This is a genomic window from Oricola indica, assembly GCF_965227485.1.
Classification (GTDB): Bacteria; Pseudomonadota; Alphaproteobacteria; order Rhizobiales; family Rhizobiaceae; genus Oricola; species Oricola indica.
Map to the genome: position 1 here is coordinate 4078505 of NZ_OZ245747.1, position 15248 is coordinate 4093752.

Annotated in this window: 13 protein-coding genes and 1 tRNA gene; 6 read left to right on the top strand and 8 right to left on the bottom strand. The window is 64.2% G+C overall.

The window, feature by feature from the left end; all coding sequences use genetic code 11:
• Positions 1-48: 48 nt before the first annotated feature.
• Positions 49-666: an MAPEG family protein gene (locus ACQK2M_RS20340; RefSeq protein WP_425419298.1), complete on the bottom strand. Its 618-nt coding sequence runs from the start codon at positions 664-666 to the stop codon at positions 49-51.
• On the opposite strand from ACQK2M_RS20340, the gene ACQK2M_RS20345 reads away from it, so the two are divergent.
• Positions 656-1762 carry a hypothetical protein gene (locus tag ACQK2M_RS20345; protein ID WP_425419299.1) on the top strand — a complete coding sequence of 369 codons (1107 nt, stop codon included), beginning with the start codon at positions 656-658 and terminating at the stop codon, positions 1760-1762. The genes ACQK2M_RS20340 and ACQK2M_RS20345 overlap by 11 nt on opposite strands.
• Before the next feature lie 24 nt (positions 1763-1786).
• On the opposite strand, the gene ACQK2M_RS20350 is transcribed toward ACQK2M_RS20345, so the two are convergent.
• Together ACQK2M_RS20350 and guaB are read right to left on the bottom strand one after the other, a co-directional pair.
• The gene (locus ACQK2M_RS20350) at positions 1787-2329 is read right to left on the bottom strand and encodes a hypothetical protein (protein ID WP_425419300.1); all 543 of its coding nucleotides are present in this window, start codon (positions 2327-2329) and stop codon (positions 1787-1789) included.
• A 56-nt stretch (positions 2330-2385) separates the two neighbouring features.
• Entirely contained in the window at positions 2386-3888 is a 1503-nt protein-coding gene (gene guaB / locus ACQK2M_RS20355) for an IMP dehydrogenase (protein ID WP_425419301.1), read from the bottom strand.
• Positions 3889-4029: 141 nt separating this feature from the next.
• Between guaB and ACQK2M_RS20360 the strand changes: the two genes are divergently transcribed.
• The 3 genes from ACQK2M_RS20360 to ACQK2M_RS20370 are packed head-to-tail and all read left to right on the top strand — an operon-like array spanning position 4030 to position 6306.
• The gene (locus ACQK2M_RS20360) at positions 4030-4353 is read left to right on the top strand and encodes an ArsR/SmtB family transcription factor (RefSeq protein ID WP_425419302.1); all 324 of its coding nucleotides are present in this window, start codon (positions 4030-4032) and stop codon (positions 4351-4353) included.
• Positions 4350-5390, top strand: a complete 1041-nt coding sequence (locus ACQK2M_RS20365; protein WP_425419303.1) for a permease — start codon at positions 4350-4352, stop codon at positions 5388-5390. Before ACQK2M_RS20360 ends, ACQK2M_RS20365 begins: the two co-directional genes overlap by 4 nt.
• A gap of 1 nt (position 5391) precedes the next feature.
• Positions 5392-6306: a transglutaminase domain-containing protein gene (locus tag ACQK2M_RS20370; protein WP_425419304.1), complete on the top strand. Its 915-nt coding sequence runs from the start codon at positions 5392-5394 to the stop codon at positions 6304-6306.
• Here the strand turns inward: ACQK2M_RS20370 and ACQK2M_RS20375 are convergent.
• Positions 6275-7243, bottom strand: coding sequence for an MBL fold metallo-hydrolase (locus ACQK2M_RS20375; RefSeq protein ID WP_425419305.1), 969 nt, complete (start codon positions 7241-7243; stop codon positions 6275-6277). The genes ACQK2M_RS20370 and ACQK2M_RS20375 overlap by 32 nt on opposite strands.
• Positions 7244-7424: 181 nt before the next feature.
• On the opposite strand from ACQK2M_RS20375, the gene ACQK2M_RS20380 reads away from it, so the two are divergent.
• Positions 7425-8837 (top strand): MFS transporter, encoded by a 1413-nt coding sequence (locus ACQK2M_RS20380; protein ID WP_425419306.1) that lies wholly within the window; start codon positions 7425-7427, stop codon positions 8835-8837.
• Between the two features lie 18 nt (positions 8838-8855).
• Here the strand turns inward: ACQK2M_RS20380 and ACQK2M_RS20385 are convergent, their stop codons facing one another.
• The 3 genes from ACQK2M_RS20385 to ACQK2M_RS20395 all read right to left on the bottom strand — a co-directional run bounded on the left by ACQK2M_RS20385 (position 8856) and on the right by ACQK2M_RS20395 (position 12279).
• Positions 8856-10004, bottom strand: coding sequence for a helix-turn-helix transcriptional regulator (locus ACQK2M_RS20385; protein WP_425419307.1), 1149 nt, complete (start codon positions 10002-10004; stop codon positions 8856-8858).
• A 146-nt stretch (positions 10005-10150) separates the two neighbouring features.
• Positions 10151-10891 carry an RlmE family RNA methyltransferase gene (locus ACQK2M_RS20390; protein WP_425419308.1) on the bottom strand — a complete coding sequence of 247 codons (741 nt, stop codon included), beginning with the start codon at positions 10889-10891 and terminating at the stop codon, positions 10151-10153.
• Positions 10888-12279, bottom strand: a complete 1392-nt coding sequence (locus tag ACQK2M_RS20395; protein ID WP_425420102.1) for a Ppx/GppA phosphatase family protein — start codon at positions 12277-12279, stop codon at positions 10888-10890. Before ACQK2M_RS20395 ends, ACQK2M_RS20390 begins: the two co-directional genes overlap by 4 nt.
• Before the next feature lie 289 nt (positions 12280-12568).
• Here ACQK2M_RS20395 and ACQK2M_RS20400 point away from each other — a divergent pair.
• Positions 12569-12642: transfer RNA gene (locus ACQK2M_RS20400), tRNA-Gln, on the top strand.
• A 396-nt stretch (positions 12643-13038) separates the two neighbouring features.
• On the opposite strand, the gene ACQK2M_RS20405 is transcribed toward ACQK2M_RS20400, so the two are convergent.
• Positions 13039-15186, bottom strand: a complete 2148-nt coding sequence (locus ACQK2M_RS20405) for a heavy metal translocating P-type ATPase (protein ID WP_425419309.1) — start codon at positions 15184-15186, stop codon at positions 13039-13041.
• Positions 15187-15248 lie beyond the last annotated feature (62 nt).

Here is a 15248-nt window from a genome sequence, read left to right on the forward strand (position 1 = left end):
GCCTCTCGACTTCCTCTCGAACGCGCATCTTGATGAAGATGTTTCGATCTAAACCTGAATTGCACTACCGCCCGCGAACATGATGCGGATGGCGAACCATCCCCACATCGCGATGACGATGACGAAACCCAGGATGAACAACCGGCGGCGCATCAGAACGATGTTCGACGTCATGTGGACCCATGCATGGGCGATACGCGCGGCGACGAACAACCAGGCAAGGACCAAAGCGACGAGGTCCGCTCCGCCGGTCTGCTGGAAAGCCAGGCACACCACATAGAACAGAACCGGCAGCTCGAACTGGCTCGACACGTTGCGCGCGGCGCTGGCGCTCGATTCCGGATCGCTTGGGATGCGGAAATCACGGGCCCGCGCCTCGCCCGATTTGACGGCGGCGATGCGGCGCGCGCTCATGATGGCATAGGCGGCGATGGTCAGGGCGACCTGTACGATCATCGGCCAGAAAATAGCGGTGGATTGCATGTGGAAAGCACCTCCCCTCCGCAGCAAAGCCGCCGGTGCGCGATCTTGCAAGCCCGCCACCGCTCCGTGCACCGGCTTTGCATTCGCGGCAATTCTTAACGGGCCGTAAACCATATTGATGCAACCTGAGATAGTCAGCCTCGAGTGGTGATTCTCGTCTCCGGAGATCAACGTGACCGCCATCGGTACATTCCATCTTCAGCCGGCCCTTGCCGTGATGAAGGGCATCGCAGCGCCGCAGAACGCAATGCGGGGGCAAGGCGAAGACACGCCCATGGCAGCGGCGGCACTCGGGCAAACCCAATCCGCGGAAACCACCGAGGCGAGTGAGGATTTCTACTTCGGCACGCAGATGACCGTGACCAAGCTGATGTTCCTCATGATGGAAAAGATTACCGGCTATCTGAACGGCAAGCTGGAGGTCGGGCGCGACGGCGATTTGAAATCCGTCGAAGCCGGAAACCAGTGGCGCAAGCAGGCATTGCTCAAAGAGATTCCCGTCGATTCGGAAAAGGACTTCACGATCCCGAAGCCGGGCGAGAACGGCGTCACGTTCCGCGAGGTCGCGGGCACGATCAAGAAGCAATTCAGCATGGGTTTTCTCGCCGGTGACCGCGATCTGCTTCAGATGCTGGAGAAGTTCGTCGGCTTCCGGCTCTACGGCACGAACGCCGCCGACATCATCGAATCGTTCACCGATCCCGACGGTCCGGCCGCGCGACGCGTCCGCGCGGTTCTGGAGAACGGTCTGGCGGGCCAGGAAGGCAGCAAGGTTTCGCAGCGTCTCGAACGCGCAGCCGAAGGGCCGCGATCCGTGTCGGACGTGCTGACGGAAAAGCGGTCCGCCGCGGATGTCGTCGACGAGGAAACGATCGAGGAAGACCGGGAAGCACTGGAAACCGCGCGGATGCAGGAGCGCCTGCAGTCGGTCGAAGAAATGCAGGACAAGCTCGCCGAGGCATTGGAGGCAGACCGGAGTTCCGCCTCGCAACCCGACCGCGACACGGCCATGCGCGCCTATGAACGGGCGATGGAGATCATCCAGCAGCTCGCGGCGATGCCGGCCGGCGAGGAAACGGACGACGCTGAGGCTCCTCCGGCGCCAGAGGTATACGGCACTGTCGAGACGACCGAACAGCGCCTCGAAGGGCTTGAAGAAGAGCAGCAGGAAATCGAGGACTCGGGCAAATCCTATGCCGCGCTGGCCGAAGCCTACGATATGGGTCCCGAGCGGGAGCGCGAGGAAGACGAGGACGTCAGGACGCGTTTCCTGATCTAGCGGCTGGACGCCGACAGAACTCCGTCAGGCCCGCGCCGAACGAAGCTTCAGAAAGACCCTTGCCCAGATCGCGATGACGATCAGGATCGCCGCGCCGAGCGTCGCGAACTTCCACGACGTGAAGGCGGGCAGCATTCTTGCGAGACCGAGCGGAACGTCGCCGGAAAGCGACGGCTCGGAAAAGAGCGCCTGTGCCAGGCCGTTCTCACGCAGATCGATGACCAGATACGGTACCGCGATCGCTCCGGATGCGATGCGCGCGAGCGGCGTGGAGATGTTCGAGCCGAGCTTCGCCAATGCCGCGAAACCGGAAGCGGCAAGCATGGTTATCGAAAGCGCCAGCAGCGCCGGAAATGCGAAATCGAACGTGCGATAGGTGCGATTGGCGATCGCGGCCGCTTCCGGGTTGGCTTTCACGCGGGCATGCAGATCCGCGACATCGGCCGGCGTGTAGCCGAAGACCCGGCCATCGAGCATCGGCGCACCGGCCGCGCGCTCGAAGGCAGGCCCGGTCACGAACGCCATCCAGAGAAAGACCGCCGCCGTCGCGACGAAGAGCGCAGTCACGGCCGGATTTCGGAGTGGATTGCTCGCGCCGGGATTTTCTTCAGTCATAGGCCCGCTCACATATTTCCGGGATAGTTGGGGCTTTCGCGCGTGATCGTCACGTCATGGGCGTGGCTCTCGCGCTGGCCGGCGCCGGTGATCCGCACGAAGGTCGCTTTTTCATGGAACTCCGGCAAGGTCTTCGCCCCGGTGTAACCCATGGCGGCGCGCAGGCCGCCGGCGAGCTGGTGCAGGACGCCGGAAACCGGCCCCTTGTAGGGCACCTGCCCCTCGATGCCTTCGGGCACGAGTTTCAACTCGTCGCGCACCTCGGCCTGGAAGTAGCGGTCGGCGGATCCGCGCGCCATGGCGCCGACGGAGCCCATGCCGCGATAGGCCTTGTAGGAGCGGCCCTGGTGCAAATACACCTCGCCCGGGCTCTCTTCCGTGCCGGCGAGCAACGAGCCGACCATGGCGGCCTTGGCTCCGGCGGCGAGTGCCTTGGCGAGATCGCCCGAGAACTTGATGCCGCCATCGGCGATAACCGGAATACCCTGCTTGTCGGCCTCCTCGGCGGAGGCCATGACGGCGGCCAGCTGCGGTACGCCGACACCGGCGACGATGCGGGTGGTGCAGATCGAGCCGGGGCCGATGCCGACCTTGACCGCGTCCGCACCGGCATCGATCAGCGCCTTGGTGCCGTGCACGGTGGCGACGTTGCCGGCGATGATGCGCACCGAGTTGGACATTTTCTTCACGACGCCGACCGAATCGAGCACGCGCTGGGAATGACCGTGGGCGGTGTCGATGACGATGACGTCGACGCCGGCATCGATAAGCCTTTCGGCGCGCTCCTGCGCATCCGCGCCGACCGATACGGCGGCACCGGCGCGAAGGCGGCCCTGTACGTCCTTGGCGGCGTCGGGATTGAGCTGCGACTTTTCCATGTCCTTGACCGTGATCAGGCCGACGCAATAGCCGCGCTCGTCGATGACAAGCAGCTTTTCGATGCGGTGCTGGTGAAGCAGCCGCTTGGCCTCGTCCTGCTCTACAGTCTCGCGCACCGTGACCAGCCCCTCGCGGGTCATCAGTTCGTAGACCTTCTGGCCCGGATCGGAGGCAAAGCGCACGTCGCGGTTGGTGAGGATGCCGACGAGGCGGCCGGGCGTCTGGCTGCCGAGACCGGCGTTCTCGACCACGGGAATGCCGGAAATGCGGTGCGCCTTCATCAGTTCGAGCGCATCGGCCAGGGTCGCATCGGGGCCGATGGTGACCGGATTGACCACCATGCCGCTCTCGAACTTCTTGACCTGGCGAACTTCCTCGGCCTGCGCGGCCGGGTTGAGATTGCGGTGAATGATGCCCATGCCGCCGGCCTGCGCCATGGCGATGGCGAGGCGCGACTCGGTCACCGTGTCCATGGCCGAGGAGAGGATCGGCAGCGACAGGTGAATGTCGCGCGCGATCGTCGTGCCGATAATGGTCTCGCCCGGCATGACTTCCGAGTGGCCGGGCTGCAAGAGCACGTCGTCAAAGGTAAGCGCCTCGGCGCCGGTAATCGTCTGTAGGATGGTCGCCATCGCTGTTCGTTCCATTATCCGGATATGCCGAGCGGGAGGACTCGACGCTGCGTTGGCAGTGGCTGGTACCACGCTTGTTTGCATTGCGAAAGCCTCCCCGAACCGATTGACACCGCATTATATCACGATATAACCAGTTTTATGGTTATATTAGACGAACCGCATATCGAAGAGGCCGCGCAGGGCTTTGCGGCAATGGGATCGGAAGCGCGCCTTCAGGTCCTGCAAACCCTGGTGAAGGCCGGGCACGGCGGCCTGACCGTCGGAGATATCCAGTCGCGAACCGGCATGGCGGCGTCGACGCTTGCCCATCACCTGCGTTTTCTCGCCTCCGCCGGCCTGATCGAGCAGGAGAAGGACGGCCGCTCCGTGATCTCGCGCGCCGCCTATGGCCGGCTCGAGGCGCTGGCAGGATTCATCCTCAAGGAATGCTGCATCGACGCAGATACGGGAGACTGTTCATGAGCGACGTGTTGCAATCGCCGGCGCGTGACCGGTTTGCCTGGAAAGACCGGCTACTGACCCCATGGACGATCACACTCGCGGTTCCACTGATCGTGGCCGTGGTCGATCCGGGCCGGTTCGCAGACGTGGTCTCGATTGCGGCCGGCGCATTTGCGGGCACCCTGCCCTACATCATCGTCGCCGTTCTGCTGATCGCCGCGCTGAAGGCGACCGGCGCGGAAACGCTCGTGGCCAAGGCCTTTCAGGGCCGCGAGAACCGGATGATCGTGCTCACCGCCCTGTTTGGCGGGCTTGCGCCGTTCTGCTCCTGCCAGGTCATTCCGTTTATCGCCGGCCTGCTTGCCGTCGGCGCGCCGCTTCCGGCGGTCATGGCGTTCTGGCTGTCCTCGCCGCTGATCGATCCGCCGACCCTGCTGATCACCGCTGGCGCGCTCGGCTGGGATTTCGCCATCGGCAAGGCGTTGGCAGCGGTCGGACTCGGCCTGTTCGGCGGATTCGCCATGCAAGCGGCCATTTCCGGCGGCTGGTTTTCCGATCCCTTGCGGCCTCGCTCCGGTGGCGGCTGCGGATGCAGCAAGTCACCATTCGGCGGATCGCCTGTCTGGAAATTCTGGCACGAGGAAAGCCGAAACGCCGTGTTCCGCAGCGAAATCGCAACGAATGCGCTGTTTCTCGTCAAGTGGCTGGCGCTGGCTTACGTCCTGGAGGCGCTGCTGATCCTCTACGTGCCGGCCTCGCTGATTGCCGGGCTGGTCGGTGGCGAGGGATTGCTGCCGATCGGGATCGCGGCGCTGGTCGGCATGCCGGCCTATCTGAACTCCTATGTCGCGCCGCCGCTTCTGGCCGGCCTGACCGAACAGGGTATGAGCGCGGGCGCGGCGATGGCGTTCATGGTCGCGGGCGCGGTCAGTTCCGTCCCCGCCATGGCCGCCGTCTGGTCGCTTGTGAAGCGCGAGGTGTTTGCGGCCTATCTCGGTCTCGGCATTGCCGGCGCGATCGTGTCGGGAGTGCTGTTCCAGGCGATCGCGAGAGGCTGAGATGGGCGCCGAGATCACGACCGTCACCGTCACGGTTCATCCCGAGAGGCCGGGTTCCGGTCGATTGCTGGCGCCGGTCGGCATCCCGACGCCCTACCAGACGCCGCTTTCCTTTACCGCCAATGGCGCCTCCTGTTCGCTCGCCGGCGAGATGGCGACAGGCCAGATGGTGGCGTTGATCGAACCGGATGGCGACGGCCCGATCACGCTGTCCTATCGCTTCGCGGAGATCGCGGGGCATTACCCGGAAGCCCTGTTTCGCCCCCGCGAGACGCGGTTCACCCGTGCTGCCGCCGATCTCGTTCGCGACGCGCGGCGGATCGCCGAGGACGCGCGAGACGCGCATGCGGCGATTGCGGCCATCGTCAACGACACGGCCGAGAAGTTCACCTACGGCCATCCGGCAACGCGGTTCAATGACGGGCTGGAAGCGATCCCGCATCTCGGCTGCGGTCTGACGGAAGGCTCCTGCATCGACATCAACACCTACCTGATCGCGGCACTGCGCTCGGCCGGGTTCGAGGCGGGATATGTGACAGGCTATTTCTTTCCGGCGGAGAAAAACGGCTGCTGCGACGACATGCATTGCTGGGTCGTCACCCGCCACGACGGCGCGGTGCTGGAGTGGGACATCGCCCACCACCTGAAGATGGGCACGCGCCGCATCTGCTGCGGGCTCAATCCGAAGCCGGGCAGCCGGGTTGCCGTGGCGCATTCGATGGGGCTCGACATCCCCGAGGCCGGCCTGAAGGCGATCAAGCTGATCGGCGAGCCGGTGTGGCTGGATGGAAATGGCGGATTGAATGCTGCGCGTCTCGATATCCGGCTGTCGACGAAAAAGCCCGGCGCAACGGCCGGGCTCTCGCAGGACAATGTGGTTCCGATCAGAGATCGAGTTGATAGGTCTCCGGGATGAAGCGGTAGCCTTCCCCGATCTTCTCGACATACCCCACAGACGGGAACGGCATGTGATAGCCGATGAAGGGCATGCGATCGGTGGCGATCATGTCGAAGACCTTCTTGCGGGTTGCCGCGGCAGCCGCCTTGTCGGCGTCGAAGCGGACTTCCCAATCCGGGCGCTGCAGCGACAGGACGAAGTGGTTCGCGGTATCGGCCGTAATGACCATCGACTTGCCGCCCGAGGACACGGTGAAAGCAAGATGGCCCGGCGTGTGGCCGAAGGCGGCCATCGCGGTGATGCCGCTTGTCACGTCATCGCCGTCGCCGATGAAGGTGGTTTTCTCGGCGAAGGGCTGGACCTTGGAAGCGACCAGCTTGGCAACGCCTTCGGCCGGAGTGCCGGCGCGGTCCGCACTGGTCCAGAAGTCATACTCCGCCTGGCCGGCGACATAGGCGGCGTTCGGGAAGGCCGGCGCGCCGCCCTCGGTCATGCCGCCGATATGGTCCGGATGCATGTGGGTGAGGACGACATGGGTGACCTCGTCGGGCGCGTAGCCGGAGGCTTGCAGATTGGCGAGCGTCTGGCCGACCCCGCCCTCACGGCCACCCTCGCCATTGCCGGTGTCGAACAGGATCAGTTCGCTGCCGGTGTTGATCAGCGTCGGCGCGAAGGTGAACTGCATCTGGCCGACAGGCAGATAGTTCTCGGTCAGCAGCGCCTCGACGTCCTCCTTCGTCGTGTTGGTGCCGAAAATCGACTGCGGGTCCGGCACCGCCCTGTGACCGTCGGACAGCGCCGTGATCTCGAAATCGCCGAGCGTGAAGCGCTTGAAGGCCGCCGGCATGGTGGCCGCCATGGGCACCTCGGCCTGGGCGGCACGCGTCATCAGCATCGGAGTGGCGAGCGCCGCGGCGCCCGACAGCTTGAACATGGAACGTCTGGTAAGGTTCATTGGTCTCTCCCCTGGAATGGATAGAGGCAAAATGGCGCGGAAGAGGGTTTCGGCAACGCCGATCACGGCGCTGTGATCGGCTGCTTCGCCGCCACGTGCCGGCGACTTACCGGGGGCAATGCTTGCCAATAGCGCCTCAAGCGCCTTATCACGATGCAGCCCGATCGACCGAAGCCCCACCGTGAATCGCACCGTCCCTCTCGTCCTCGCCATCGCCCTCTTCATGGAGCACATGGATTCGACGGTCATCTCGACCGCGCTTCCGGCAATCGCGGAGGATATCGGCACGACGCCAATCGCCCTGAAGCTGGCGCTCACGGCATATCTGGTGGCGCTGGCGATCTTCATCCCGATATCCGGCTGGATGGCGGACCGTTTCGGTGCACGGCGCGTATTCGCCAGCGCCATCGTCGTCTTCATGATCGGATCGATCGCCTGCGCCGTCTCGGGCTCGTTGACGCAGTTCGTCTTCGCGCGGTTCCTGCAAGGCATGGGCGGCGCGATGATGACACCTGTCGGCAGGCTCGTGCTGGTGCGATCGACGGCGAAATCCGATCTCGTCAACGCCATGGCGTGGCTCACGATGCCAGCCCTGATCGGCCCGCTGGCCGGACCGCCGGTCGGTGGTTTCCTGACCACCTTCATGTCCTGGCACTGGATCTTCCTGATCAATATTCCCATCGGGATCGCAGGCGTCATCTTTGCCCTCACCCTGCTGCCGGAAAGCGAGGCGCCACCGGTGCGACGCGTCGACTGGACAGGTTTCATCCTGGCGGGAGCGGCCGCATCCGGCATCGTGTTCGGCCTGTCGGTGATCAGCCTGCCGGCCCTGCCGCCGGTCTGGGGCATGATGGCGACAATCGCCGGCGCGGCTTGCTTCGCCGGCTATGTGGTGCACGCGCGGCGTACGCCCGATCCGCTGCTCGATCCGAAGCTTTTTGCCAACCAGACCTTCCGCGCCGCGATCATCGGCTCGAACCTGTTTCGCATCGGCGCGGGCGCAGTGCCCTTCCTGCTGCCGCTGATGCTGCAGATCGGGTTCGGCCTGACACCGTTCCAGTCCGGCATGGTGACCTTCGTCTCCGCCGGCGGCGCGATCGTGATGAAGTTCACCGTCAAGCGGATCCTGCGGGCGGGCGGGTTTCGCATGGTCCTGATCGGCGCGGCCGGCGGTGCGGCGATCTCGATCGCGGTGAACGGCCTCTACACGCCGGCAACGCCTCTGGCGCTGATCATGGTGCTGCTGTTCGCCTCCGGGCTGGTGCGTTCGCTCTTCTTCACCTCGGCCAATGCGCTGACCTTCGCCGAAGTGTCGGACGCGGAGGCTTCACAGGCAACGGCCGTGACCTCGGCGATGCAGCAGGTATCGATTGCCGTCGGGGTGGCGCTGGCCGGCGGCGTGCTCGATCTGGTCACCGTGTTGAGCGACGGCGCGCTGGAGCTTCCGGCCTTTCACATGGCGTTCTTCACGGTCTCCGCCATTTCGGCGCTCGCGATCATTCCCTTCCTGTCCTTGCCGCCAAGTGCCGGAAACGCCGTTTCCGGCCATTCGATCCGAAGCGCGGGCGCTCGCGCGGCGGCGCCGGTGCGGTAACGCCCGGGACAGACGCTCTCAGACCGTTTTGGATGACTCGACGAGCCGGACAAGCTCGGCCTGCCGGTGCGATCCCGTTTTCTGCATCGCCGATTTGAGCTGATTGCGGATCGTGTGGATGCTCACCGAGCGCATCTCGGCGAGTTCGGCCGGAGACAGGCCTTCGGCTATGCCGACCGCGACATCGGTCTCAGTGGCCGTCAGCCCGTGAGCCGTCATGAAGGCGTCGCGATCCAGCCGCCGCCCGGCAACCGGACTGACCGTCACCAGAAGTGCGGGACGCCAATAACCGAGCATAAGGGCGAAGGGCGATACCGGATGGTCCTCCGGCGTGAAACGAACGATGCGGCAGGCGTATCGGGAGCCATCGGCGCCCGTGCTCACAAACGTCGCGGAAATCGGCTCGACGCCCGCCCGAAGCTGCTTGAGGCATTTCTCGAGTATATCGGCAGCATCAGGGTCGCGGAACGACAACCGCCCGGCATGATCGTCGAGCATGACCGCCCGGTCCTCCGTCAGACGGTCGGTGCTCGTATTGGCATAAAGCAGGAAGCCGGTATCGGCGAGGACCATGACGGCCGCGCCGGGCATGATGGTTCGGTCGTGCAGCAGGTCCAGTTCCAGCGACTGGCCGGACATGAGGCGGCTGATCTCGAAGGCCTGCTGGAGATGCGGGACCAGAAGCCCCACCGTGCGCAGCCAGGGCGCCTCCAGCTTCTCCTCGTCCTTGAGGCGGATGTTGCCCCCGAAGGCCAACATGCGCGTCACATCCTTGAAGATCAGTGCGCCGCCGCCGGCAGCCACATTCTCCTGCGGGCGCACCCAGTCATTGTAGAATTCTGTCGAGTAGAGCGTCTCTTTCGAACACATCCATTGCGATGGCGTGGCGATCCCGACTTCGGCATTCGCAAAGCCCGGCGCCCAGCTGTTCACCTCGCCATAATACTCGTTGTAACTGTCGACATATTCCGGCGCATATCCGGCCGCCGTCAGACCGAGCGAAATGCCGGCAGGCATGTCGAAACCGAAGAGATGCGTACAAACGCCTCCGGAGACATGGGTCAACTCGGTGAGGAAGTCCTGCCAGCGCGCCTGATCCAGAGCCGACGCGTAGATAAGCCTCGTCAGACGGGCATAGGACTCCACATCAAGATCGGGACCTGCCAATACGCTTCTCCCCCACTTTCCCCGGCAGTGGGAACATGCTTGGCTATCAAGCGCCTGACCGCAAAGTTACGCGGACGGAAATGGCAAGACAAGCACAAGTTGCAAAATCTTGCCCCCCACATGCCACAGCCACACACGATGCCGGGTCAATCTCCGTCGAGAGCCGGCCCGTCGCTTTTGCGCCCCTTGAACTCCTTGGCGAGGATATAAAGCTCGACCGACTCGGCGCGCGAGGACGGCGGCTTGACGTGAATGACGGACTTGAAGTTGCGCTTCAGGAGATCGAGCAGGTCCTTCTCCGTGCCGCCCTGGAAGGTCTTGGCGAGGAAATGCCCGCCCGGCTTGAGGACGCGAATGGCGAAATCGGCGGCGACCTCGATGAGATGCATGGTACGCAGATGGTCGGTCTGGCGATGGCCTATGGTTGGCGCCGCCATGTCGGAGACCACCAGATCCGGCATGCTGCCGAGCGCCTCCATCAGCTTTCCGGGTGCTTCGTCGTCGAGGAAATCCATCTGCAGGATTTCGACGCCCGGCATCGGATCCATCTCCAGATAGTCGATCGCCACGATCCGCTTGTCCTCGTCGCTCGAGCCGACACGATGAGCGGCGACCTGGCACCAGCCGCCCGGCGCCGCGCCGAGGTCGATCACGCGGTCGCCCCTGGCGAGAATCTTGTGCTTGTCGTCGATCTCGATCAGCTTGTAGGCGGCGCGCGAGCGCATGCCTTCCGCCTTGGCGCGCTGGACATAGGGATCGTTGATTTGCCGCTCGATCCAGCGCCGCGACGAGTTCTTCAGGCCCCTGCCCTTCTTGACGCGCTGGTTGATCGAGCGCCCCGTCCGGCCGGATGGCGAGCCGCCGCGCGGTGGTTTGCGTCCGCTCATCGCCGGCTCCAGTGCGGTCGGTTGCGCCACGGATTGGCGCCGCGCCGCCAGACGCCCTCGGCGGCCATCATCTCGGTCAGGATGCCCTCGCGCAAACCGCGGTCGGCGACGCGCAGCCGGTTGGAGGGCCAGACACCGCGGATCGCCTCGAGGATCGCGCAGCCGGCCAATACGAGATCGGCCCTGTCGGCGCCGATGCACGGGTTGGCGACGCGCTCGTCGAAAGACCAGGACAGGAGGCGCGCATTCATCGCGTCGACTTCCTCGGAGGTCATCCAGAGCCCGTCGACCCGGCGGCGGTCGTAGCGCGGCAGGTCGAGATGGATGCCGGCAAGCGTCGTCACCGTGCCGGACGTGCCGAGCAGGTGAAAGCCGTCATTGCCGACACGGTCGGCCAGCCTGTGGCGGTCGTCGAAGCGGTGCAGCAGTTCCGTCGCGTAGTCGATCATGTCGGCGAAGGTCTTCTCGCTGACATTGCGCCCGTCGAATTTTTCGGAAAGCGTCACGACGCCGACCTGCAGCGATGTCCAGGCAACGATGTGGTCGGCCAGCCGGCGCGACCGCCGGTCCTTGACGTCAACCAGCGCGATTTCCGAGGAGCCGCCGCCAATGTCGAACAATACGACGGAATCGGTGTCGCGGCCGACCAGCGACGAACAGCCGGACACGGCAAGCCTGGCTTCAGTCTCGCGATCGACGATTTCCAGCTTCAGGCCGGTTTCCTCGAAGACCCTCTCCAGGAATTCCTCGCCATTCTCGGCGGCGCGGCACGCTTCGGTGGCAATCAGGCGCATGCGCCGTATCGATCGCGACTCCAGCTTGTCGCGGCACACTTTCAACGCCTCGACGGCGCGGTCCATGGCCGCGTCCGACAGCCTGCCGGTGCGCGACAGCCCCTCGCCGAGCCGCACGATGCGGGAGAACGCATCGACGACCCGAAACTGGCCGGGCCGTGTCGGCGTGGCGACCAGCAGACGGCAATTGTTCGTCCCGAGATCGAGCGCGGCAAAATATTCCGATGTCCGCGGCGCCCGTTGCTGACCGTCGGCCACCACTGCGGGATGCTGTTGTGTCACGACCGGCGGCGCCGGCTGTACCGCCGGCGGACTGCCCGAATCGACCGCGGTCTGGGTGTGCGGCTTCCTGCGCCGGCGGCGGCGCTTGCCCTTCGGCGCCGCGGGCTGCGGCGCTTCCCCGTCGGTCGGAACGGTGTCCAGCTGCGGCGTCGCGATCAGGCCGGCTTCGCCGGTCTTGCGCGCACCCCTGCGCCGACGGCGGCGCTTGCGGCCCTTCTTTTCCTTGTGATGATCAAGCCTTCCGTCCTGCGCGGCAGCGGGCGCTTCGGGCTCCCCCGCGTCACCAACCGGCCGTGCAGTCTTACCGGACATCGCTTCGGCGGGCGCTGACGCACCGCTTGCGACACCGGCCGGCTGCGGCTCCTTCGAACCGAAACCGGATTCGGAAGGTCCCGATCCGGATGCATACGCATCCGCCCCGGTGCCCTTCACGTCCTATCCCTTCCTGCGCCGCGCTGCCCGAGAAGGCGCTGCAGGCGCATGTCATATGTTGTTGGCAAAATGGTATCAGGACATGGCGAATTCACCAAGTGCAATTGTCGCAGATTGATGTTTGCATTTTCGTCGCCAAGGCTCTATATCGCCGGTCTCGTCAAGGCGATGGGGAATAGGTTAACGGTAGACCCACGGACTCTGACTCCGTTAGTCCTGGTTCGAATCCAGGTTCCCCAGCCAACCTCTTTAGTGTCAATAAAATCAATCGTTTATCGCACTATCAATCGCCGGTTGCCATCGATTCTAGGGGACCTGCCGAGGGGTATCCGAGATCAGTTCAAAATCGCATTGAGCTTTTTTCCATGCACTGCGAATTCGTTGAGTGTGTGACCTGCGCCTGCCATTTCCCGCGTAGTCGGCGGATCGTCGCCATGAAGCACCTCCTTACATTGTGCCTCTGACGCGTAGGACGCCGCCCAGACGGCGCCAAGGAGGTTTCCCAGGTCGAGTGTGATCAGATTGTGCCGGGAGCGTCTGGGGGCGCCTGGGCGACGTTCATGACTGCGAGGGGATGCAGAAGGATCAAGGACTTCCGGCGCGTGGAATACGCCGGAGAGCGCTGCCTAAAGTTGGCAGTTATTGCCTTCGAGCGCGCAGTAGCCGCATGGCGTTCGCCGTTACCAGGACGGTAGCGCCAGTATCGGCGAGAATCGCCGGCCATAGGCCGGTGATGCCGGCAATCGTCGTCACGAGGAATATGCCCTTCAATCCGAGGGCGATGGCGATGTTCTGCCAGATGGTGTTCATGACGCGATGTGAGAGGTCGATCATTTCCGAGATGTCTTCTAGCCGGTTGTGCAAGATGGCAGCGTCTGCCGTGTCGAGAGCGACGTCGCTGCCTCCGCCCATCGCGATTCCAATGTCTGCCGTGGCGAGTGCAGGCGCGTCGTTGATACCGTCGCCGACCTTGGCGACGACCTCGCCCTCCAACTGAAGGTTTCGGACGATTTCTTGTTTGTCTTGCGGTAGTAATCCTGAGCGGGCTTCGATGGCGAGTTTGCCTGCTACCGCTTCGGCGACGCGCGCGTTATCGCCCGTCAACATTAGCGCGCGGATACCGCGTTGAAGAAGCATGCGCAGACCGTCGGCGGCGTCAGGTCGCACAGTATCCCGCAAAGCGATGAGGCCGGCTGCCTCTCCATTCACCAAGACCGCGACGAGGGTGTTGCCGGTTTTCATAAGGCGTTCGATTTCCGGCATCGCCGTTGCCATGTCGGCATGGACTACAGCCGCCGCTGGTGATGCCAGGAAGACCCTGTCGCGACCGACGCTGCCCTTCATTCCTTCGCCGGGAACAGCTTGCACGTCGAACGCAGGTGGAATTGGCGCCTTCTTCGCTTTCGCATAGGCGACGATGGCGGCGGCGAGCGGGTGCGTCGAACCCAATTCTACCGCACCAGCAAGCGAAAGCACGTCGCGCACGCCGCGAGCCAGCGGAACGATCTCCGTCACTTCGGGTCGTCCCTCGGTTATAGTCCCGGTCTTGTCGAGCGCGACCACGGTCACATCGCGCAGCCGCTCGAGCACCGCTCCGCCCTTCATCAGCAGGCCGCGTCGTGCGCCGGCGGAAAGCCCGGCGGCGATGGCGGCCGGCGTCGAGATTACCAGCGCACAGGGGCAGCCGATGAGGAGCAGCGCCAAGCCCTTGTAGACCCACTCGCCCCACGGTTCGCCGAAGCCGAGTGGAGGAACGACGGCGGCAATCGCCGCGACCGCCAACACTCCAGGGGTATAATAGCGCGAGAAGCGATCGATGAAACGTTGCGTAGGCGCCTTAAATCCCTGTGCCTCTTCCACGAGCCTCACGATGCGCGATATTGTGTTGTCGGCGGCGGCGGCGGTCACGCGGATGCGGAGCGTGCCGTTGGCGTTGATTGTTCCTGCAAACACCTCGTCTCCGGTCTTCTTGGGAACCGGCACGCTCTCACCCGTAATCGAGGCTTCATCAATCTCGCTCGTGCCATCGACAATCGCGCCGTCTGCCGGAATCCTGTCGCCTGGTCGCACAACAACGACCATGCCGACCGCGAGTTCTGGCACAGACACCTCAACGAGGCCCTCTTCGCTCTCTACGCACGCCGAGTCCGGCAGCAGCTTCGTAAGCGCGCGGATATTACGCCGCGCGCTGCCGGCTGCTGCTCCCTCCAGCATCTCGCCGACTAGAAATAACAGCACCACAGTAGCGGCTTCTCCAGTCGCCCCGATTGCGGTAGCGCCGGCAGCCGCGACTGTCATCAATGTTTCGATTGAGAACGGGGTCCCGGCCCGCGCCGCAGCGAAGGCGCGCTTGGCGATAGGGACGAGGCCGATGAGCAAAGCCATAAGGAATAAGCTCTCGGAGGCGCCCGGCAATGCGAGCCCGACGATCCATGCAGTAGTCAGGGCAACCGCATAGCCGAGCGTGATTTTCGCCTTCGGCGTCAGCATCCAGGGGCTATCCACGATCTCCGAGGCATCGCCGTGAAGGCTATCCTCTGTCGCGCCGGAAATGCCATAGCCGAGATTTCGGACGCGCCGAGCGATTTCGTCCAGGTCAGCCGCGCCGTCATGCGCGACAACTAGTCGGCCTGTCGACAATGATGCGTTGGCTGTATCCACCCCCGGCAGGCGCAAAACCGCCGTCTCGACCTTCGTGACGCATGCGCCGCAGTCCATCCCGCTGACGCGGAAAATACTCTCAGTTGATGGCGGGCCGGGGTCGCCGTTTTCGAGTTCGGTATCCATGGCCGAAGACGCTAAGACCTCTAGCGGCTGGAGAAGCAACATCGAATTTGGGATTTAGTCGC

What these genes read in the sequence shown, in the direction of transcription:
- ACQK2M_RS20370 (WP_425419304.1), top strand. Translation starts at nt 5,392, where the DNA reads ATGGGCGCCGAGATCACGACCGTCACCGTCACGGTTCATCCCGAGAGG.
- ACQK2M_RS20365 (WP_425419303.1), top strand. Translation starts at nt 4,350, where the DNA reads ATGAGCGACGTGTTGCAATCGCCGGCGCGTGACCGGTTTGCCTGGAAA.
- ACQK2M_RS20340 (WP_425419298.1), bottom strand. Translation starts at nt 666, where the DNA reads ATGGCGGTCACGTTGATCTCCGGAGACGAGAATCACCACTCGAGGCTG.
- guaB (WP_425419301.1), bottom strand. Translation starts at nt 3,888, where the DNA reads ATGGCGACCATCCTACAGACGATTACCGGCGCCGAGGCGCTTACCTTT.
- ACQK2M_RS20375 (WP_425419305.1), bottom strand. Translation starts at nt 7,243, where the DNA reads ATGAACCTTACCAGACGTTCCATGTTCAAGCTGTCGGGCGCCGCGGCG.
- ACQK2M_RS20360 (WP_425419302.1), top strand. Translation starts at nt 4,030, where the DNA reads ATGGTTATATTAGACGAACCGCATATCGAAGAGGCCGCGCAGGGCTTT.
- ACQK2M_RS20395 (WP_425420102.1), bottom strand. Translation starts at nt 12,279, where the DNA reads ATGTCCGGTAAGACTGCACGGCCGGTTGGTGACGCGGGGGAGCCCGAA.
- ACQK2M_RS20405 (WP_425419309.1), bottom strand. Translation starts at nt 15,186, where the DNA reads ATGGATACCGAACTCGAAAACGGCGACCCCGGCCCGCCATCAACTGAG.
- ACQK2M_RS20390 (WP_425419308.1), bottom strand. Translation starts at nt 10,891, where the DNA reads ATGAGCGGACGCAAACCACCGCGCGGCGGCTCGCCATCCGGCCGGACG.